At 41.8% G+C, this 20,101-nt stretch carries 15 protein-coding genes; 8 read left to right on the forward strand and 7 right to left on the reverse strand.

Translation table 11 applies throughout. From position 1 onward, the window contains the following. The first annotated feature begins 57 nt into the window (after positions 1 to 57). Both G4P69_RS02920 and G4P69_RS02925 read left to right on the forward strand, forming a co-directional pair. Complete coding sequence (locus tag G4P69_RS02920; RefSeq protein WP_208348289.1) at positions 58 to 2,985, forward strand: two-partner secretion domain-containing protein; 2,928 nt, start codon at positions 58 to 60, stop codon at positions 2,983 to 2,985. A gap of 129 nt (positions 2,986 to 3,114) precedes the next feature. Further along, on the forward strand, positions 3,115 to 6,036 hold the full coding sequence (locus G4P69_RS02925) for a two-partner secretion domain-containing protein (protein WP_208343216.1): 2,922 nt from the start codon (positions 3,115 to 3,117) through the stop codon (positions 6,034 to 6,036). Between the two features lie 33 nt (positions 6,037 to 6,069). Here G4P69_RS02925 and G4P69_RS02930 read toward each other — a convergent pair whose 3' ends face one another. Then, positions 6,070 to 7,056: a tyrosine-type recombinase/integrase gene (locus tag G4P69_RS02930; protein WP_208343214.1), complete on the reverse strand. Its 987-nt coding sequence runs from the start codon at positions 7,054 to 7,056 to the stop codon at positions 6,070 to 6,072. 321 nt (positions 7,057 to 7,377) lie between these two features. Here G4P69_RS02930 and G4P69_RS02935 point away from each other — a divergent pair, with 321 nt between their 5' ends. Together G4P69_RS02935 and G4P69_RS02940 are read left to right on the forward strand one after the other, a co-directional pair. Next, entirely contained in the window at positions 7,378 to 8,226 is an 849-nt protein-coding gene (locus G4P69_RS02935; RefSeq protein ID WP_208348291.1) for an EamA family transporter, read from the forward strand. 108 nt (positions 8,227 to 8,334) lie between these two features. Further along, on the forward strand, positions 8,335 to 9,264 hold the full coding sequence (locus tag G4P69_RS02940; protein WP_208346137.1) for a competence protein CoiA family protein: 930 nt from the start codon (positions 8,335 to 8,337) through the stop codon (positions 9,262 to 9,264). Between the two features lie 406 nt (positions 9,265 to 9,670). On the opposite strand, the gene G4P69_RS02945 is transcribed toward G4P69_RS02940, so the two are convergent. Then, entirely contained in the window at positions 9,671 to 10,711 is a 1,041-nt protein-coding gene (locus tag G4P69_RS02945; protein WP_208348294.1) for a hypothetical protein, read from the reverse strand. Between the two features lie 504 nt (positions 10,712 to 11,215). Here G4P69_RS02945 and G4P69_RS02950 point away from each other — a divergent pair. Further along, positions 11,216 to 11,479 (forward strand): hypothetical protein, encoded by a 264-nt coding sequence (locus G4P69_RS02950; RefSeq protein ID WP_208346117.1) that lies wholly within the window; start codon positions 11,216 to 11,218, stop codon positions 11,477 to 11,479. Positions 11,480 to 11,579: 100 nt separating this feature from the next. Here G4P69_RS02950 and G4P69_RS02955 read toward each other — a convergent pair whose 3' ends face one another. After that, positions 11,580 to 12,428 carry an aldo/keto reductase gene (locus G4P69_RS02955; RefSeq protein ID WP_208346118.1) on the reverse strand — a complete coding sequence of 283 codons (849 nt, stop codon included), beginning with the start codon at positions 12,426 to 12,428 and terminating at the stop codon, positions 11,580 to 11,582. 215 nt (positions 12,429 to 12,643) lie between these two features. Here G4P69_RS02955 and G4P69_RS02960 point away from each other — a divergent pair, with 215 nt between their 5' ends. Then, positions 12,644 to 14,812, forward strand: coding sequence for a S46 family peptidase (locus G4P69_RS02960; RefSeq protein WP_208348297.1), 2,169 nt, complete (start codon positions 12,644 to 12,646; stop codon positions 14,810 to 14,812). Here the strand turns inward: G4P69_RS02960 and G4P69_RS38960 are convergent. Continuing rightward, positions 14,780 to 14,956 carry a hypothetical protein gene (locus tag G4P69_RS38960; RefSeq protein ID WP_243902868.1) on the reverse strand — a complete coding sequence of 59 codons (177 nt, stop codon included), beginning with the start codon at positions 14,954 to 14,956 and terminating at the stop codon, positions 14,780 to 14,782. The two genes, G4P69_RS02960 and G4P69_RS38960, sit on opposite strands and share 33 nt — an antisense overlap. Positions 14,957 to 15,083: 127 nt before the next feature. Between G4P69_RS38960 and G4P69_RS02970 the strand changes: the two genes are divergently transcribed. Beyond that, positions 15,084 to 16,358: a GAF domain-containing sensor histidine kinase gene (locus G4P69_RS02970; RefSeq protein ID WP_208348306.1), complete on the forward strand. Its 1,275-nt coding sequence runs from the start codon at positions 15,084 to 15,086 to the stop codon at positions 16,356 to 16,358. Positions 16,359 to 16,579: 221 nt separating this feature from the next. Continuing rightward, positions 16,580 to 16,939 (forward strand): hypothetical protein, encoded by a 360-nt coding sequence (locus G4P69_RS02975; RefSeq protein WP_208348309.1) that lies wholly within the window; start codon positions 16,580 to 16,582, stop codon positions 16,937 to 16,939. A 52-nt stretch (positions 16,940 to 16,991) separates the two neighbouring features. On the opposite strand, the gene G4P69_RS02980 is transcribed toward G4P69_RS02975, so the two are convergent. The 3 genes from G4P69_RS02980 to G4P69_RS02990 form a co-directional block, all read right to left on the reverse strand. After that, positions 16,992 to 17,666: a response regulator transcription factor gene (locus G4P69_RS02980; protein ID WP_208348311.1), complete on the reverse strand. Its 675-nt coding sequence runs from the start codon at positions 17,664 to 17,666 to the stop codon at positions 16,992 to 16,994. Positions 17,667 to 17,669: 3 nt separating this feature from the next. Next, the gene (locus G4P69_RS02985) at positions 17,670 to 18,764 is read right to left on the reverse strand and encodes a sensor histidine kinase (protein ID WP_243902869.1); all 1,095 of its coding nucleotides are present in this window, start codon (positions 18,762 to 18,764) and stop codon (positions 17,670 to 17,672) included. Between the two features lie 478 nt (positions 18,765 to 19,242). Next, on the reverse strand, positions 19,243 to 19,650 hold the full coding sequence (locus G4P69_RS02990; protein WP_208345895.1) for a hypothetical protein: 408 nt from the start codon (positions 19,648 to 19,650) through the stop codon (positions 19,243 to 19,245). Positions 19,651 to 20,101 lie beyond the last annotated feature (451 nt).

The following is a 20,101-nucleotide window of genomic DNA, read 5'->3' on the forward strand; positions in this document are numbered from 1 at the left end:
GTTCAGAACAATATCACTTCGGGAATACTAAGCAGAGTATAAAAATAGTCTATTTTTATGAAACCGCTCTGTATTTCCTTGGGTTTACTCAACGCCATATTGGTAGGTGGAATGTTGCTACCCGCAATGGCTCAGGTAACATCAGATGCGACTACCAAAACCATTGTCAACACCAGTGGTAGTAATTATACCATCATTAATGGTATTGAAAAAGGTAATAATTTATTTCATAGTTTTAGTAACTTCTCAGTACCGACTGGTGGTTCAGCAACGTTTGATTTAGTAAATACACCAAATATTACAAATATATTTAGCCGCGTTACAGGTGCTAATGTTTCTAATATTGATGGGTTGATTCGTACAGTAAATAGTACTAACCCAGTAAGTTTGTTTTTGATGAATCCGTCAGGGATTGTCTTTGGTAAAAATGCGGTGTTGAATATTGGTGGGTCGTTTGTAGGAACGACAGCCAGTAGTATTAAGTTTAGTGATGGAAGCGAATTTAGAGCAGTCAATTCTGGGACAACACCATTATTAACAGTGAGTGTGCCAATTGGGTTACAGATGGGTAGTGCTGCAAGCCAGATTCAGGTACAGGGTAAAGGTAATGATGGCATTGTACCAACAAATAATTTGGGAATCATAGCAAGTCCAGGAAAGACGTTTGCCTTAGTAGGGGGAGGTATTACATTTACAGGTGGTGTAATTACTGCGCCTATGGGTCGAATTGAAGTTGGTGCAGTGGGTAGTGGAATGGTGAGTTTGACTCCAACGCCTACAGGATGGCAGCTAGGTTATGCGCAGGTGGCTGATTTTGGTTCGATAAACTTTACACAAGGTTCCTCTTTGTGGAATCCTTACCCGATGGGCAATCCATTTGGGGGTATTCAAGTGGTGGGTAAGGATATTACCTTAAATCAATCCCAGATCGCCGCAGCAACTGTGGGTACTCAGCAGGGTGGGGATATTACTGTGAAAGCAGCGCGATCGCTTTCCTTGGGTGGGGTAAATGCTAATGCTCAGACTCCCAGCGCTTGGATTGTGAATCAGGTAGCACCTGGAGCCACGGGGAAAGGGGGAGCAGTCAATATTCAGACAGGACAATTAACTTTGCTTGATGGTGCAGCGATTGAAACTGTGAGTCTAGGTGCAGGCGCAGCAGGTAAGGTGCAAGTACAAGCAGATACCATTACCGCTAGAGGTGCAGTTAAGTTTAAATCTTCTTTTTTATACCCATTTGATAGTAGCACGAGTCGCATAGCTAGTGAAACTCACGCATCGGGAGATGGGGGAGATATTACCGTGGTAGCCCACAAACTGACGCTTGAAGATAGTGGTCTAGTTGGGACAACAGTCTTTCCAGGCGCAACCGGACGGGGTGGAAATATTTTTGTTGATGTCGCTGATGAAATATTTGCAACTGGGGTTAGTTCGATCAGTACAACTCCTAGTGGGATTGCTGCTTACACTTTCGGAATTGGTAATAGTGGGAATGTCAAAGCCTCCGCAGGAACATTCAATCTCACACAGGGAGGAACAATTCTTACTTTTGTTGGTCGCTTTGCAGGGATACCAGCCACGGGTATTGGCAATAGTGGGGATGTTAGGGTGGTAGCACGCCGAGCTATCAATATGGTAGATACGTCCCCCATTTCACCAACTGGAGTTGCCTTTGTTGGTAGTATTACTACTGGCTCTGGCAATAGTGGTAATGTGTGGGTGACTACACCTATCCTATCGCTAGAAGCTGGAGCCTCCTTGGGGACAAATTCTTTGCCTGTGGTTGGTATTGTTGGTGACCCTAAGCAATCCAATAATATGGGCAATGCTGGCAATATCAACGTTGATGTTGCAGATCTTTTAACCATCAGTGGTAACAATAAGTTTACATTTACTGCCTCTACCTTATCAAGCAGTACCTATGGCAACGGTAAAACCGGTGATATGATGATTCAAACTAATCGATTACGCATCCTTGATGGGGGATCGATCGCCAACATTACTACCGCCACTGGAGATGCTGGGGTTCTGACAATCCAAGCAAATGACATTTTGGTAGAAGGGAAGAACATTCTTCCTTCAGCGATCGCAGCTAGCGCACCTATTTTAAGTGCAACCACTCGAAGATTTTATAGTCTCCTAGATGCTCCCACAGGGAATATAGGGTTGTTGAACATCAATACTCGCCAGTTGAAGGTTCGCAATGGAGGTACTATTACTGTCACCCATGAAGGTACAGGTAACGCTGGACAGTTAAACATCCAGGCTGCTCGAATCTCTTTAGAGGCTGGCAGTATTACTGCTACCACAGCATCTGGCAAAGGTGGCAACATCAGTTTATTGGTAGGAGATATTCTTGTGAGCCGTCATGGAAGTAAAATTACTGCTGAAGCAGACGGCAGTGGTAATGGTGGCAATATCACTATCAATGCTCCCGTGATTGTCGGTTCAGAGAACAGCGATATCATTGCCAATGCTGTTAATGGTAATGGTGGTAATATTCAAATTAGCACTCAGGGTATATTTGGGCTAGAACCCCGCAACCAACTTACTTCAGAAAGCGACATTACCGCTAGTTCTCAATTTGGCGTCAACGGTACAGTTGATATTCATAATTTTGGCGTTGATCCTAATTCTGGTCTAGTGGTACTGCCTACAAATGTGACTGATCCATCCCAGCAAATTTCTGCTGGTTGTTCTAATACAAATGCTAGTAGATTTGTTGGTACAGGAAGAGGTGGGGTACCACAAAATCCTAACCAAGAAGTGAGGAGCGATAACACTTGGTTTGACACGCGTGATATTTCTGCATTCGGGAAAAATAGGTCAGTGACAGTTCAAATACCTACATCACCAGAGGTTTTCGTTCAGGCGACGTCTTGGCATCGTAACGCCCAAGGTAAAATTGAGTTAGTGGCAAAAAAATTTCCTACTCAAATCCAGTCATCATTAACCTGTGCTGCGGTTCCTCAAAGTTCACTTTAAAAGAACACTGTTAAACAGCAACAGGTGACAAAAGTAAAGCCATGCTATAACGTCGAATTTCTCGGCGATGGTGTTCTGAACAATATGATTTCGGGAATACTAAGCAGAGTATAAAAATAGTCTATTTTTATGAAACCGCTCTGTATTTCCTTGGGTTTACTCAACGCCATATTGGTAGGTGGAATGTTGCTACCCGCAATGGCTCAGGTAACATCAGATGCGACTACCAAAACCATTGTCAACACCAGTGGTAGTAATTATACCATCATTAATGGTATTGAAAAAGGTAATAATTTATTTCATAGTTTTAGTAACTTCTCAGTACCGACTGGTGGTTCAGCAACGTTTGATTTAGTAAATACACCAAATATTACAAATATATTTAGCCGCGTTACAGGTGCTAATGTTTCTAATATTGATGGGTTGATTCGTACAGTAAATAGTACTAACCCAGTAAGTTTGTTTTTGATGAATCCGTCAGGGATTGTCTTTGGTAAAAATGCGGTGTTGAATATTGGTGGGTCGTTTGTAGGAACGACAGCCAGTAGTATTAAGTTTAGTGATGGAAGCGAATTTAGAGCAGTCAATTCTGGGACAACACCATTATTAACAGTGAGTGTGCCAATTGGGTTACAGATGGGTAGTGCTGCAAGCCAGATTCAGGTACAGGGTAAAGGTAATGATGGCATTGTACCAACAAATAATTTGGGAATCATAGCAAGTCCAGGAAAGACGTTTGCCTTAGTAGGGGGAGGTATTACATTTACAGGTGGTGTAATTACTGCGCCTATGGGTAGAATTGAAGTTGGTGCAGTAGGTAGTGGAACGGTGAGTTTGACCCCGACACCTACAGGATGGCAGCTAGGTTATGCACAGGTGGCTGATTTTGGTTCGATAAACTTTACACAAGGTTCCTCTTTGTGGAATCCTTACCCGATGGGCAATCCATTTGGGGGTATTCAAGTTGTGGGTAAGGATATTACCTTAAATCAATCCCAAATTGCTGCAGCAACTGCCGGTACTCAGCAGGGTGGGGATATTACTGTGAACGCAGCGCGATCGCTTTACTTGGGTGGGGTAAATGCTAATGCTCAGGCTCCTAGTGCCTGGATTGTGAATCAGGTAGCGCCTGGAGCAACAGGGAACGGGGGAGCAGTCAATATTCAAACAGGACAGTTAACCTTGAAAGATGGTGCAGGGATTGAAACACTGAGTCTGGGTGCAGGGGCAGCAGGTAAGGTGCAAGTACAAGCAGATACCATTACCGTTACAGGTGCGATCGCCTCAAAATCTCCCTTAGCTTTTTCTGGTAGTAGCACTAGCCGCATTGCTAGTGAAACTTACGGCTCAGGAAATGGGGGAGATGTGACTGTGGCAGCAGGTAAACTGACTCTTGACGATAGTGGTATTGTTGGAACAACGGTCTTCCCCGGTGCAACTGGTAAGGGTGGAAATATTTTAGTTGATGTTGCTGATGAGATAAAGGCTACTGGGGTCAGCCCGGTCAGTTTAACTGCTAGTGGTATAAATGCTTACAGTTTCGGCATTGGTAATAGTGGAAATGTGAGAGTTAACGCAGGATCATTAAATTTTCTCGATGGAGGAACGATTTATACCTTCACGAGTCGCTTGGCTGGAATACCAGGAACGGGTATAGGCAATGGTGGAGATGTTACTGTAGTCGCACGGGAAGGTATTAATATAGTGGGTACCTCCCCAATTTCACCAACCCTAACTAGCTCTATTGGCAGTTTTACTACTGGCTTTGGGAATAGCGGCAATCTCTCAGTTACAACACCTTTGCTTTCAATGCAAGACGGAGCAACCTTAACAACAATCACTGTGCCTTTGATTGGTAGCTTTGGCGACCCCAGTCGCTCCAATTATTTGGGAAATAGTGGTAATATCAGTCTAAATGTAGGAGAGCGTTTAACTATCAGTGGTATCAATGAGTTCACACTTGTTTCCACATTCGTAGGAAGTGCCACATATAGTAAAGGTAAAGCTGGGGATGTCACGATTCAAACTAATCAATTGCAGGTACTTGATGCTGGAGCAATTGCCAATATTACTGGTGGTGCTGGTGATGCTGGTGCTTTAACAATACGGGCAAATGACATTTTGGTAGAAGGTAAGAATATCAATACCTCAGCGATTGGTGCAGGTGCACCCATCCCGGTTGAAGCTGCCCGTCAATTTTATGGTCTACCGAAAGCGCCCACAGGTAATATAGGGGTGCTGAATATTGATACTCACCAACTCACAGTTCGCGATGGAGGTAGAGTTACTGTCACCCACGAAGGTACTGGTAGCGCCGGACATTTAAATATCGAAGCTGATAGTATCTGGTTAGATACTGGGAATATTAGTGCTACCACTGCCTCTGGAAAAGGCGGTAATATTAATCTAGTGGTAAAAAATTCTCTTGTAAGCCGTCATGGAAGTAAAATTACTGCTGAAGTAGGCGGCAGTGGTGATGGTGGCAATATCACCATCAGTGTTCCGGTGATTGTTGGTTTAGAAAATAGCGATATCATTGCCAATGCTGTTAATGGGAATGGTGGTAATATTCAAATTAGCACTCAAGGCATATTTGGGTTAGAACCACGCAACCAACTTACTCCAGAAAGCGACATTACCGCCAGTTCTCAATTTGGCGTCAACGGTACAGTTGATATTCATAATTTTGGCGTTGATCCCAGTTCTGGTTTAGTTATACTGCCTACAAATGTGACTGATTCATCCCAACAAATTGCTGCGGGTTGTTCTAATACGAATGCTAGTAGATTTGTCGCTACTGGAAGGGGTGGAGTACCACAAAATCCTGTACAGGAAGTAAGGAGCGATAACACTTGGTTTGACACGCGTGATATTTCTGCATTCGGGAAAAATAGCCCAGTGTCAGTGCAAATACCCTCGTCATCAGAGGTTCTGGTTCAGGCTACTTCTTGGCATCGCAACGCCGAAGGTAAAATTGAGTTAGTGGCAGAAAAATCTCCGACTCAGATGCAGCAGCTATCATTAACCTGTGCTGCCGTTCGTCAAAGATAATTGACCTTTACTGAGAAGGCAAGGTAGGGTTGTTCAATGATCTCTCGGTTTTTTACCAACACGAGATGCTAATTTATTAGTTAACTCCAGTTGGTACTTATTTTTATTATCCTCATAAACAAGGATTGTCCTGGGGTCAGCGTGACGGCTCAGGTGCTGAACTTTGCGGTAATCACCCTCGGCCAAATCCAGAGCATCGGTAATGCCAGAATGCCTAATTTTATGGGGAGTCATCCGCTTCTTAATGCGAGCTTTAAAGCAGGTGTTACGAACAATCGCATAAATGCCGTCGCCTGTGAGCTGATGACCATAGTTGTAGAAATCTAGAGCAATAAACAATGGATCCCTCGGTTTAACATTTGTACGGCAGCCCAGCCAGTCACTAATTGCGTCTGCTACCTCTGGGTTTAAGTCAATCCGGGTTTCATCATTGCCCTTTCCCTTGCCGTAAACAGTTAATGTATTCTCGTGGTAATCAAAATCCCCCACTGTTAATTTTGCCACTTCTCCCCTCCGTAAGGCATTTGCCCACAGCAGTAAAAATAAAGCGTAATCACGCTTTCCTTTAACACAAGTGGTGTCAATAACATCAAAAACTTTGTTGTATTCCGATGCATCTACACCGCGTGTGTCTCGATATGGAGTCACCTTTAAAGATTCAATGCGATCGCCATCAAAGTAAAACTGACAGCGATTGAGATTACGACCCACCTTAATTAAATACTTAATAGCTGCCAAGTAACGGTTAATTGTTGCTGGCTTGCGACCTAGGGAAACCAAATGATTTTTGAACTTGAGAATTAAGGTGTTAGCGGTATGACCATCTAAGGCCCAAAAATCGTTGACATCTTGAGATGTTGGTTTACGGAGCAAAAAATACTCAAAAAATATACGTACATTGCCTGCATAACCTCGTTGCGTCGTCAATGCTTTCTGCTGTAATTCTGCCAAAAAATCATCCGATGTTTGTAAAAGACTAGCGACGGAGGCGATAGAATTTTCAGTATTTGTACGTAACATATTTTGTGACGAACGTTAATGACAATGTAGCTTTTCATTAACGTCTTATCCTACCATACTCTCTATCCCCAACTTAAGCAGGTAAATCCAACTAGGTGTAAAAGCTGAAATCTCGGAAATTTGTAGCTTTTTGCACAAAAGGCTAAATCATCTTACATTTCTGCCGACTGACCATAGTAATTAATGCAACTACTCTGCAAAGCATTTGCACTTAAAAATAGTACAAGAAATATTTAGTATTTCTTGCACTCATCACATATCCCCTGAAGTAGGGTTGTTTGCTGACAGATAAGATCAAAACCGAGACAGAAAACAAGACAAATGAACAAAAGAAATACAGATCCTTTATTACCACCGACTAGTATTGTCCTGTTATCGATTGGCTCTACTCAATTAGGCTCAGCAATTGCCAAGAGCCTCATAAAAGAATTGAATCCAATAGCAGTACTTTTTCTGCGTCTTGGATTTGCAGCAATTGTGCTGTTGATACTATGGCGAAATCAAATTAAGGGCAATATTCGCTCAAACTACCGTTGTTTAATTTTGTTTAGTCTATCGCTAGCGTTAATGAACCTCTCATTCTACGCGGCAATTGATCGTATTCCACTAGGAATTGCTGTTACCATTGAGTTTGTGGGTCCATTGAGTATAGCGATCGCTAATTCCCGTCAATTTCTCGATCTAGTATGGGTATTGTTAGCAGCGGTTGGTATTGTCTTGTTGGCTCCTACAGGAGGTTTGTTGTTGGATCCAATTGGCATAGGACTAGCGCTTCTAGCTGGAACCTTCTGGAGTGCGTATATCTTCCTCTCAGCACGAGTCGGCAAAGCCTTACCTGGGGGAGCCGGATTAGCCTTGGCAATGGGACTCGCAGCAGTTGTGCTTCTGCCAGGTGGAGTGGTGGCAGGAGGTTCGGCATTCTTAAACCCGAAACTGTTGCTAGTAGGATTTGGAGTAGCAATGCTTTCATCAGCTATTCCGTACTCACTGGAAATGGAGGCGCTCCGGTTTCTGCCCACACGAGTATTTAGCGTATTGCTAAGCTTGGAACCTGTAGCTGCTGCACTGATGGGCTTCTTAGTATTGAAGGAAACCTTAACCCTTCGCGCGATCGTTGCTATTTTACTAGTGACAATTGCTGCAGTTGGGGTTTCAAAGAAGAGCAATTAGTGCCGAACTCTAGTTTCTAATACCACTTGGTTCACCAACGGCAAGCTTCCCCAACGTGAGCTATATTCAAGGTTATGCATCTATCAGTGGGAACGTGGAGTAAAATCGATGTTGAAATATGGCGTAGATCAAGATGGAATTTTGGTGTGCATCGAAGATACGAATAGAGGAAAAACTCATTTAAAATGCCCTTATTGTAATAGTGAACTTACTGCGAAAAAAGGGTGTGAAAAACAACACCACTTTGCTCATATAAAAGAAACTTGCCGAACAGTAGCAAACCAAGAGTTTCCGACTCTACCACTGTACAATAACTTCAACATTCATCTATCGGGTAAGGATTTAGAACAACTAAAATTCTTGTGGACGGAGTATGGCTCTAAAAGCTACCCTATTAGTGGTGACCTAGTTTCTCCTGGTTTAATCAAAGCAGGATTGCTGCAAAAGAATATTTATCTATATCCACCAGCTTACGAATTTATCAACTTGGGGAAAATTCCTGTTGGAGCGTTGGAGTTAAGGCTATTTAATGAACTACAAGAACCACTATTACTCAAAAAGTTACTGAAATTGGAGTTAGCGGTTGAACATGCTGAGCATAAAAATTCTCTAGATTTATCACACCGATTCACCGATTTGATACTATACCGTACACAACTTAAACGTATTTTATCTTGTGCTTTGTACTTTTTAGAGATTCAAGCTAATGAAGAAACTTTACACAAGATAGGTGTCACGCAACGACCTCTTCTAGAACGAGTAACAGAAATAGAGAGAGATTTGCTAGCACATTATAAAACTGTTTCCATTAAAGTTTTGGGAACTTGGTTGCATCGAGGAAATGTCGAATTGTATTTTAAACACCGGTATGACCACTTTAACTATCCCGTTGGAAATTTGACGGAGTACTATAAATTCCCATCGACAGATTTTTTATCCGTGATGGGTGATTTACAGCAAATGCAGCCAAAAGTACTTTCCGAAATTGAAAGGGGTATTGTCCTAGGTCATACTCCTCGCTTGGTTCGAGCTAATTGACACTCTCCGCTCTAAAAAAACGGAGATTCTTAAGACGTTCCAGTCTTAATATCCTGCTTTCACAGGTTACGCACGGCTCAATACGTTTGCCTTTAAGGCGTACTGATGTCTCCTCAAGAGTGTTTTAGGCGTGACTTCCTCCCAGTCCCGGAGTAGGTTTTATTTAAATGTCTTATACTGACATATTTAAATTTTAACACAAAGCCGTCCTCAAAGGACGGGGTTTTAAACCCAAATTTTTTGATAACTTTATGCTGAGCTGTTAGCCCCGCCTTTATGATCACAAAAGTCTTGTGAGTCTACAACGCCCCATTCATTCCCTATCTGTTCGTGCAGCTTCTCCCGAGGGGAGAAGTACGGACATCGGTGCATAAGCACCATTCCTCAGAGGTTTTCTCCCTATTTCTCATAAAGGAAACGTAACGCTTGGTGCAAGACTTGCCAGGATGCTTAGTGGATTGTTCGAGTGGTGGTGAGATCTAAAGTTGTGAGAGCCATGACGTCTTGAGTAGTGGTGTGAACTATAATTGTCGGAGTTATGGAATCCTCCGTAGCGGTGTGAACTGTGTTTGTCGGAGTGACGGAACCTTGGGTAGTTGTAGGAACCATAGTCGTCGGAGTGCCGGAAGCTTAGGCGTTTGTGGGAACCATAGTCGTCGGATTGACGGAACCTGAAGCGTTTGTGGGAACCATAGTCGTCGGAGTGCCGGAAGCTTAGGCGTTTGTGGGAACCATAGTCGTCGGATTGACGGAAGCTTAGGCGTTTGTGGGAACCATAGTCGTCGGATTGACTGAACCTTGGGTAGCGGTGTGATCTGTAATTGTGGGAGCGATGGGACCTTCTTGGGTAGTCGTAGGAACTATAGTCCTCAGACTCGTCGTATTTGGGATATTTGTAGGAACTGTAGTCTTCAGAATCATAGTATTTGGGATATTTGTAGGAACTATAGTCTTCAGACTCGTCGTATTTGGGATGTTTGTAGGAACTATAGTCCTCAGACTCGTCGTATCTGGGATATTTGTAGGACCTGTAGTCGACGGAGTCGTAGTATTTGGGATATTTGTAAGAACTATAGTCGTCGGAGTGATGGGATCGGTGGTGATGTCTTGGATGGTGGTACGAACTATAGTCGTCATAGTCATCATCTTTTGAATAGTTGTAAGAACTATCGTCGTCAGAATGATGGCGTGGGTGGTGGGACGAACTGTATTCGTAGTCGTCAGAGTAATTTGTATACACAGAGTAAGCTGAAGCTATTTGAGTTTGGGCCAGAAGTCCTAGCAAAACTCCAATACTTGCAAAATTTAAGCAAGTATATTTCACGCTTGTTCTCAAATCAGTTGTTAATTGCTGTATATAGCATTCAATATCTTGTAGATAGCACTCAATATCTATGGTTTCACCTTCATTGGCAACTACTATATTGGCGTAGGTAAGGTACTCCATAATGCGCTCCTGAAGATTGGTGTGAGGGATAACGAACGAAGAATGCCGATGACAATATCAATTGCTATAGCGTTTTTCCTAACTGTACACAGCCTTATGGTTTTAAATGAACTGATAGAGACTCAAGATGGTTGTAGCAATTGATATTTTTGTTATGTGCTTATATTTAAGCATTAGTTGGCGCAGTATTTCAATAAAAAATTCCAATTAATCACTTCAGATTAATTACTACAAGTTAAGAACAGGCTTCTGGTTTTTTTGTGGTCAATTTCAAATTAATGTTAAGTTTTTAAGAATAATCTGGAGCCAAACTGAAAGCTGGAATGGTACAAGCTGTAGCAAATTTCTTAAATGACCTACGTATGCTATATAACACAAACAGAAACCGACACGTAGATAACAACAAAGTCTGATATGAGCCATCAGTAGGTACTCCAAGTACCATTCCTAGTAAATACGCTAAATGGTGGATTTCAAGAGTATTTAATTTCCCTATTGAACATTATGACTAACTCTGCCATTTCTCAAGCTCAAGGAAACACCCAGATAGTAACCTTAGCAAAGGACCCCGCGATCGCTCTAATTGTCCAAGCAAGTGGTCTTCTACTGGTATATCTGCTTCAAATATCCCTAGCGCAATGGATGGGTAGGACAGAATATGGTATTTATGAATATGTCATGTCTTGGTCACTACTGTTAGCGATTCCGGCTGGACTTGGGTTGCCTCATACGATTCTGCGTTTAACAACCTCTAATTCTGATAATTAGCATGTTTAAGGTCCTGCGGGCATAGCTAAGTATCGCGTGTCTCGAAAGGAACTTAGCGTCCCGCAGGGAACTAGTGCTGTATCAAATCGCGCGATCGCTCTTATTTAGGAATGTAGTCAAAAGTATCGGGGTTTGGACCAATGCGACCGTGCTCACCCTTATCGAGTTTGGATATCGTCTCAATATCACTGGGATCGAGTTCAAAGTCAAACAGGTCAAAGTTCTCCTTCATGCGTGGTGGTGTCACCGACTTCGGAAACACGATATCACCACGTTGGATATGCCAGCGCAACACAACCTGGGCCGGGGTCTTGCCTATTTTCTGAGCTATTTGATTGATGGTGGGATCATGCAAGACCTTCCCCTGGGCGAGTGGTGACCACGCCTCGGTAGCGATTTGATGTGCCTGATCGTAGCTACGTACCTCTTGATTGCTGAAGTAGGGATGTACCTCAATCTGGTTTATCGCCGGAACTATCTCCGTCTCATCGGCAAGCCGTTTCAAGTGTGCCGTTTGGAAGTTCGATACTCCAATTGATCGAGCACGACCATCACGATGGAACTCCTCAAGTGTCTTCCAAGTCGAGACGAAGTCCCCATCGTATAGTGTGGGTAAAGGCCAGTGAATGAGGAACAGATCCACATAATCCAAGCCAAGGTCAGATAGGGTGGTTTCGAAGGCTTTACGGGCGTCATCTGGTCGATGGAATCCATTGTTAAGCTTGCTAGTGACGAAGATATCACCGCGTTCCAGACCAGAGGTGCGGATGGCCTCACCCACTTGCTTCTCGTTTCCATACATTTGTGCAGTATCAATATGCCGGTAGCCGATTTCAAGGGCCTTGCTTACTGCTTCTACAGCATCCTTTGGATCAATTTTGAAGACCCCAAATCCAAGCTGCGGGATGGTATGGCCGTCATTGAGGGTGATGTTCTTAACTGCACTCATAGTTGTTTAACGTTGCTGGTGAAATATAAGGTAAAAGCGAAATTTCGCCAATTCTATGTCATGGCATCAGCCCAGCCATATACCTACAGTAATATTGTCTAGAGCGACGAATTAGTTGCGTCAAGTTTTGGAGCTCTAATGTTAAAAGCGCTGGGGTGGAACTTTACAACTTTTTTAAAAAAACAATAACTACCGGAGTATGAAAAAAGACAAAAATGAAAAAACTAATTTTTAACTCTTTATTACTATTGCTATGTTTAGGAAATAAGGCTCACGCTGTTGAAGGTATGTGGCAACCAGAACATTTACCAGACTTAGAAGCACAATTAAAAAAATCTGGTCAGCAATTCAATCCTCAAGAGTTAACAAATTTAGTAGATCGCTCTATGGCTGCCGTGATTAGTTTAGGTGGCTGTACAGCATCATTTGTTTCCCCTTCTGGGTTAGTATTAACCAATCATCACTGTGCCTATAATTCGATACAGTACAATTCCAAAGCATCAAATAATTTACTTCAAAAAGGCTTTTTAGCTAAAACATTAAGTGAGGAATTACCCGCTGGTCCTGGTAGCAGAATATATATTAACGTTGCTGCTCTTAATGTGACTGATGCAGTGAATAAATCTGTTAGTAACAATCAAACTGGTTTGGAACGCTATCAAGCTATTACTAATAAAAAAAAGCAATTGGTTCACCAGTGTGAATTAGAAAAAGGATATCGCTGCGAAGTCTATAGTTTTTATGGAGGTTTGGAGTATTATCTGATTAAACAACTGGAAATTCGTGACGTCCGTTTAGTATATGCTCCTCCAGAAAGTATTGGCAAATTTGGCGGTGAAGCTGATAATTGGAAATGGCCCCGACATACAGGAGATTTCGCTTTTTATCGTGCCTATGTAGATAAAAGTGGTCGTCCGGCTGATTATTCCCCAGATAATGTTCCCTATCACTCCCAGCATTATCTCAAAGTCTCCCGTACTGGTGTCAAACCCAATGATTTTGTAATGGTACTTGGTTATCCTGGTGGCACTAATCGATATCGCTTAGCAGAAGAAGTGGAACATACTTTCAAGTGGTATTATCCCACCAGACACAAGATGTTTGTCAGTTGGATTGAAACTATTAATCAAGCTGCTGCAAATAACCAAGATGCCAAAATTAAATATGCTAGTCGTATAAGTGGTTTGAATAATGCTGCGAAAAATTTTCAAGGTATGATGGATGGCTTCGCGCATAGTCATTTGATAGAAACTAAGCGCTTGGAGGAGTTGAATCTGGAAAAATGGATTCAAAGTAATGACCAATTACGTAACCGTTATCAAGCTAATGTAGCAAATCTTAAAGCTCTAATAGCTCGCCAGCAAGCTAACGAGAAGCAAAATTTGGCTTTAAAATATTTAGGTACATCGGATCTGTTCAATATTGCCCGCCGTCTGTACCGTTTAAGTAAAGAAAAACAAAAGCCAGATACACAAAGGGAACCAGGATACCAAGAGCGGGACTTTCCCCGATTTCAGGAGTCATTGCGTCGATTGGAACGCAGTTTTGATCCGCAAGTAGATAAAGCTGTCTGGCTCAAATTCCTGGAAGAATATGCTAAACTTCCCAGCAATCAGCATATTCCCAGCTTTGATAAAATTTTCGGTTTGGGAAACAAATTTGTTGCCCAGAAGCTAAAGAGTCAACTAGATTCTATATATCAGGAGACTTCTTTAACTGATCAGGAGACTCGGCTAAAATGGATGGATGCTGATCCAAAAGCTTTTGCAGCGAGTAACGACCCTTTTATTAAGTTAGCAGTTGCCATGTACGATGCATACACGGCTGTGGAGAAGGAAAATAAGGAAATAGAAGGTTCCATGCAACAGTTGCGGCCATTATACATGGAAGCATTAATCGCCTACTATCGCCAACAGGGTAAGCCTATTTATCCTGATGCAAATGGCACCCTGCGAGTTACCTTTGGTCGCATCCAGGGTTATTCACCAAAAGATGGTAGCTTCTATGAGCCTTTTACTACTCTGCGTGGTATTACAGAAAAATCTACCGGTGTTGAACCTTTCGATGCACCAAAGAAAGAATTACAATTGATCGATAAAAAAAATTATGGTCGTTACTATAATCCTGTTTTAGATTCTGTTGCTGTTAATTTTCTCAGTGACGTAGATATTACTGGTGGTAACTCTGGTTCTCCTACTGTCAATAGTAAAGGGGAACTGGTGGGCTTAGCCTTTGACGGTATCTATGAAACTATTATCAGTGATTGGGCGTTCACTAAAAATGCTAGTGCTATCCATGTAGATATTAGTTATATGCTATGGGTCATGGAATACTTAGATAATGCTAGAAATTTACTGGGTGAAATGACTGTAGAGGAGAAATGATTCTCCTGCTCGTTGCAAAGTTAGCTCAGTGCCTACAACTCCTGCACTCTGATGACAGGTTCTTAGTTTGACAATACCACCAAAAGGTGCTGGTTGTGTAATTCCTAATGCTCTTAGCTCAACTGCCAAGTTACGGGTGAGCATTTTGGCTCCACCTTTACTAGTACAGTGAGCAGTAAAATTAGGAAATGGTAATTCTTCAAATTATTGAGGTATTTCTCAGCAAAAATTAAAAATTAGTATTTCATCTAAAAAAAGAATTTTCTTGTTAATGATTAAAGCAATTGATAATAAAACTTTACAAAACCAAATGTGGCAACGTGAGCGACGAGCGATCGCACTTTTATCTTCTTTGAACTATCGGACTGGGGAGCTAAGTAGCTATCTGCATAACGTAGCCTGTGGAGTCAGTGAGTTACTGAATGTAGATTGGTCAGTAGTAACATTGTGTCAAAAAGGATTTGAGAGGGTACTAGCCAGCAATCTAGAAATGAGCGGGGGCGAACAAGTTTATTTACTACATGGTACACTCACAGGTACTGTTGTAGAAACTGGCCGATCCTTAGCAGTGGAAGATGCCAACAAACACTCAGAATATGGCAAAGCTCCAGACGGTTATTGCGCCTATTTAGGAATACCTTTGCGGACTACCGAAGGCGAAGTAATTGGTACTATCTGCTCTTTTCATCATCAGCCACGGCAGTTTAGCCAAGAAGAAATTCAACTGGGAGAACTGTTTGCTGAACGTGCTGCTACAGCTATTGATAATTACCAATTATACGAGGAACAGCGACAATTTAATCAAATGCTTGAGATTGAAGTAGAAAAACGCACAGCAGAATTACGGGCGGTACAAGCCCAACTTGTAGAACGGGAACGACTAGCAGCTATTGGTGAATTTGCATCGATGATTGTACATGAAATTCGCAATCCTTTGACGACAATGACCATGGGATTGAAGTATTTTCAAAAAACTGCTTTAACTGAATCAGCGCTAGAGCGATTATCATTAGCACTTGGTGAAGCTAGTCGATTAGAAAACCTCTTGAGTGAAATTTTGCTTTATGCCAAACCTCATGTGTTGCAGCTGTGTGAATTCGATGTAAATAAATTTATCGGTGAGTTATTAAATCACATGAATGATATGCCGGAAGCAGTTTCGCGGAAAATTGAATTTATTCCTGCGTCAGTTCCAATCAAAATCTCAGGTGATAAAGATAAGCTCAAGCAAGTTTTTATTAATATTGTTCGTAATGCCTGTGAAGCAGTTTCTCCAGGAGATATCGTTAAATGGGAAGTAGACATTGCATCTTTAGAGCGTGTTTGCATAAATGTTTGCAATGCTGGCGAACCAATTCCTCCAGAAGTTTTATCAAAACTAACTCAACCATTCTTCTCTACAAAACCTAGTGGCACTGGACTAGGGCTAGCTATCACTAAACGCATCGTTAACGCTCATGGTGGAGAATTATCTATTCACTCTGATAGAACAACAGGTACTACAGTAAGCGTACAATTACCGATAACTCATCTTCAGAGCGCTTAAATTTAGTTCTGGTTGGATCCAAATTTGTCAAAGATACTCTAGGACAAGAATTGATAGCTTGATTTTAGAGGGTTGGCATGATTTCTTGAGAAAATGCTGAGAATTTACTAAATCTAATTAACAGAAAAATTCATCAAAATCATGAAATAGCTTCAATAGTCTCTCAGTTCTGACTGCGATAGTTTAGCTGTTCGAGATAAGCTAAACATCTAGGAACTACTATGAAACTGGCACCTTTAATCACAACTGTTGCTTTGACTGGCTTTTTAACTTTTTGGGAAGCACCCTTAAAAGTAATTAATCCTGCATTAATACAAGCATCAGCTCAGGAACTATCTGTAAATCAAAAAATAGACTTGATCACTAAGAATAAAGATAAAATTGGTAGTGGAGACCAGTTACGCCGTTTTTTCTTCGGTGATTTAGAGCCAATAGGTATCCAGCCCGGTGGAGCCGGACATGTAGTAAATCTTTATAACAAAGCTAATAATGTTACATTTTCTTACTGTACAACCTATGATGTCGTTGTGGCTGTCAAAAAGGGTAAGATAACCAAGTTTGAACCTAATGAAGTGAAGTAGCAGTCCAAACAAAAAAATTGCAGATTGGTAGGGATCTTTCTGCCATCTGCCTTCACTCGCGTAGCGCATAACCTACACCACGTACTGTATGAACTAAACGTTTCTCGTTATTTTCTTCCAACTTGAGCCGTAAATAACGGACATAAACCTCAATAATATTAGAATCGCCCATAAAATCGTAACCCCAAACTTTTTCTAAAATTTGGTCTCTAGTAAAAACTTGCCGGGGATGTGAAAGCAGATATTCTAATAAGTCAAACTCTTTTGCTGTTAACTCAATTGCACGCTTACCGCGAAATACCTCACGAGTGCGGCGGTTTAAACTCAAGTCTTCAAACTGCAATAAATCTTCATCAGTTTCTTGAGTACGGCGCAGATGGGCGCGGATTCTTGCTAATAGTTCTTCAATACTGAAAGGCTTAACTATGTAATCATCGGCTCCTGCATCTAATCCTGCGACGCGATCGCTTACTTCGTCTTTGGCTGTCAACAATATCACTGGTACTTTGTTTCCCGTAGCCCGCAAGCGGCGACAAAGTTCTAAACCTGTTAACCCTGGCAACATCCAATCTAAAATGGCTAAGTCTAAGGTTAATTCCCGTGCCAGCGTCAAACCGGCTATACCATCATGGGCTACACTGACCTTATAACCTTCGCTACTCAATTCTAATTCTATAAATCGCGCTAGTTTAGCTTCATCTTCTACAAGCAGAATATGTGCAGCCATAATTTATGTTCCTATTACTGGTAGTTTGATAATAAAAGTGCTGCCATAACCAGGTTCTGAACGAACTCCCACCTGTCCCCCTATGCGTTCCACTAGTCGCTTGACGATGGATAAACCTAAGCCTGTTCCTCCAGTAGCACGAGTACGAGATATATCTACTCGGTAAAATGGTTCAAAAATGCGCGACTGTTCCGCCAAAGGAATGCCACACCCCTTGTCAATAACTTGAATCACCGCCCAACCATCAGCCTGAGTTAGCTCTAAAGTAACTGGTTTATCCATGTCCGAGTATTTAACTGCATTATTAATCAAATGATTTAACATCTGCATGAGCTGGGTGCGTTCCGCTTTTACTTGAATGGGAAACGGCGGGAGTTCCAGCAAAATTGCCCGATCCTCAAATTTTTCGCTCATCTGTGCCATTTCTGCAACCACATCATTGAGGATCAGTTCTTCAGTTTGCAAGGGCATGGCACTACTACCAGCTCGTGCTAAATCGAGTAGGTCTTGTAATATATGATTCATCCGTTCTGCGTCAGCAACTGCCATTGCTAAAGCTTCTTTTTGGGAAGAAGCTAAATTATGACTACGTTGCCAGGTTCTTTGCAAATAAGCATAAACCATGCTTAGCGGTGAGCGCAACTCGTGCGCTAAGTCGTTGGTAAACTGTCGCTGCTGTTCTCTAACTTCTGAAAGCCTGATTAATAAATCATTCCAAGTTTTGGCGATCGCTTTCACTTCACTGAGTGTTCCAGTTAACTTTGGTTGATAGGGATTCAATTGTTGACCGTAGGTTGCTGCCCATTGATTCATCTGTTTTAATGGCAACAGCGATCGCTTGACAAATAGAATAACGATAATTGTAGTTATAGCCAGAGAAAAAACGCTCATCATTCTCAGAGTTTTACTCAGTGTTAACAATTGGGAGTAATTATGAGAGTTCCCATATTGTTGGGAACTGAGCATAAAATAGTGTCGTATTTCCCAATCAGCCGCAAGAGTAAAACTCATCAATCCTAAAGTATAGATAATGATAATGCCTATAGTCAAACGAAATTGTAATGAAAATGGATCAATTCTGACTATGGCAACTCTCATTACTTTATTCTTCAATATATTTACAATATTCATAGGAATAACTCATAAAGCTTTTTTCTCCTAAAACCCCAAAGTTACTTATTATCTTTAATACAATTTTTTCTCATTATACCGTAAATCTTGCTTCTTGCTCTCAATCTCTTTTAAACAAGCTTTTTAAAACTAAATGGGAAAACTCAGGGTCCCCATCTGCGCCAATGAGCTACATGATGTAAAGCTTCTTGTAATCTAATTTCTTGTTCGGTGAAATTTGTCATCATAGGATTGAGCTTCAGTAATTTACTATTTGAAGTATCCTGTTTTTGTCCAATTTATAGCTGAAGTTTTAATTAAATTATCGAGAGATATTGCTAAGTATAAATCTAGAATAAACTCAGCAAAAACTTATGTTAATTTTAATTAGCGACTAACCCCGAAGCGAAAACCTCGACAAAAGTGTGGGGGATTTGATAGGAAATTGAGGACTAGATTCTCCTCATTAGTGCAAAGTTAGCTCGGTACGTACAACTCCTGCACGCTGATGACGGGCTAAAACTTTGACAATACCACCAAAAGGTGCACGTACGATCCATTCCACCTTCGCTCTGTCATTGGTAGGATCTGCATGTCGTCTAATGGGTGCTGAAGGTTTGTAGGCACGTCCCTCTAGTTGACCTACTTCTTCACGCGGTTTGCCAATCTCTAAGGTTGCACCGATAGGCAATTCAATTTCACATATACAGCCTCTCACCAGCTTTTTCTCTAAAGCTTTTTCTGTAACGTAAGTGGGTAGCCAGCCTGTATTTTGTATCACCAGCCGCACCCGATATGTATCGTTACTTAAATTATCGACTCTTGCTTCATAGATTTCTAAGTAGGGAGAAACTAACAAATGCCACAGTGACACTCCCACACTCCTGCAAGCGGTCACGGTGGGCTTCTGCCGTTCCATCAACACTGTTTTTAGACGCAGTGGCTAGCTTACGCAGAACTTGCAGAACTTCATTCCTGGTACTCGGTGTCTTTCCCAGTCCTGCTGTTTAAAGTCAGGAACGTGTCCTGCCCGACCCGGGAGATGCAAGCAATCAAGACTACCTATTTCCCTTGAAGATTTTACACACCGGAGGTAGTTCGCACAAAGCTATTTACTTCCCGGTGAAACCCGTTAGGGTCGAGGTGTACATTACTGTAGCACCCCTCCCATCCGAAACCGTGCATGTCACTTTCATGTCACACGGCTACTCAGTGTGTTGTCCTTTTGTCATTCCGGACTTCCTGACCTTAAACCCTTTAAAGAATGGAATATCATTAACCCATTCCCAGTCAAGTTTTTCCCAAAATTGAGAAAGTTTTTCTAG

Origin of the sequence: Aetokthonos hydrillicola CCALA 1050, assembly GCF_017591665.1 — a bacterium.
In the GTDB taxonomy this organism is placed as follows: Bacteria; Cyanobacteriota; Cyanobacteriia; order Cyanobacteriales; family Nostocaceae; genus Aetokthonos; species Aetokthonos hydrillicola.

Bases quoted from the DNA above. Each gene is read 5' to 3' on its own strand.
- G4P69_RS02970 (WP_208348306.1), top strand. From the start codon at position 15,084: ATGATTAAAGCAATTGATAATAAAACTTTACAAAACCAAATGTGGCAA.
- G4P69_RS02955 (WP_208346118.1), bottom strand. From the start codon at position 12,428: ATGAGTGCAGTTAAGAACATCACCCTCAATGACGGCCATACCATCCCG.
- G4P69_RS02945 (WP_208348294.1), bottom strand. From the start codon at position 10,711: ATGGAGTACCTTACCTACGCCAATATAGTAGTTGCCAATGAAGGTGAA.
- G4P69_RS02940 (WP_208346137.1), top strand. From the start codon at position 8,335: ATGTTGAAATATGGCGTAGATCAAGATGGAATTTTGGTGTGCATCGAA.
- G4P69_RS02935 (WP_208348291.1), top strand. From the start codon at position 7,378: ATGAACAAAAGAAATACAGATCCTTTATTACCACCGACTAGTATTGTC.
- G4P69_RS02920 (WP_208348289.1), top strand. From the start codon at position 58: ATGAAACCGCTCTGTATTTCCTTGGGTTTACTCAACGCCATATTGGTA.
- G4P69_RS02985 (WP_243902869.1), bottom strand. From the start codon at position 18,764: ATGAGAGTTGCCATAGTCAGAATTGATCCATTTTCATTACAATTTCGT.
- G4P69_RS02930 (WP_208343214.1), bottom strand. From the start codon at position 7,056: ATGTTACGTACAAATACTGAAAATTCTATCGCCTCCGTCGCTAGTCTT.
- G4P69_RS38960 (WP_243902868.1), bottom strand. From the start codon at position 14,956: ATGCTCACCCGTAACTTGGCAGTTGAGCTAAGAGCATTAGGAATTACA.
- G4P69_RS02980 (WP_208348311.1), bottom strand. From the start codon at position 17,666: ATGGCTGCACATATTCTGCTTGTAGAAGATGAAGCTAAACTAGCGCGA.
- G4P69_RS02975 (WP_208348309.1), top strand. From the start codon at position 16,580: ATGAAACTGGCACCTTTAATCACAACTGTTGCTTTGACTGGCTTTTTA.
- G4P69_RS02925 (WP_208343216.1), top strand. From the start codon at position 3,115: ATGAAACCGCTCTGTATTTCCTTGGGTTTACTCAACGCCATATTGGTA.
- G4P69_RS02950 (WP_208346117.1), top strand. From the start codon at position 11,216: ATGACTAACTCTGCCATTTCTCAAGCTCAAGGAAACACCCAGATAGTA.
- G4P69_RS02960 (WP_208348297.1), top strand. From the start codon at position 12,644: ATGAAAAAACTAATTTTTAACTCTTTATTACTATTGCTATGTTTAGGA.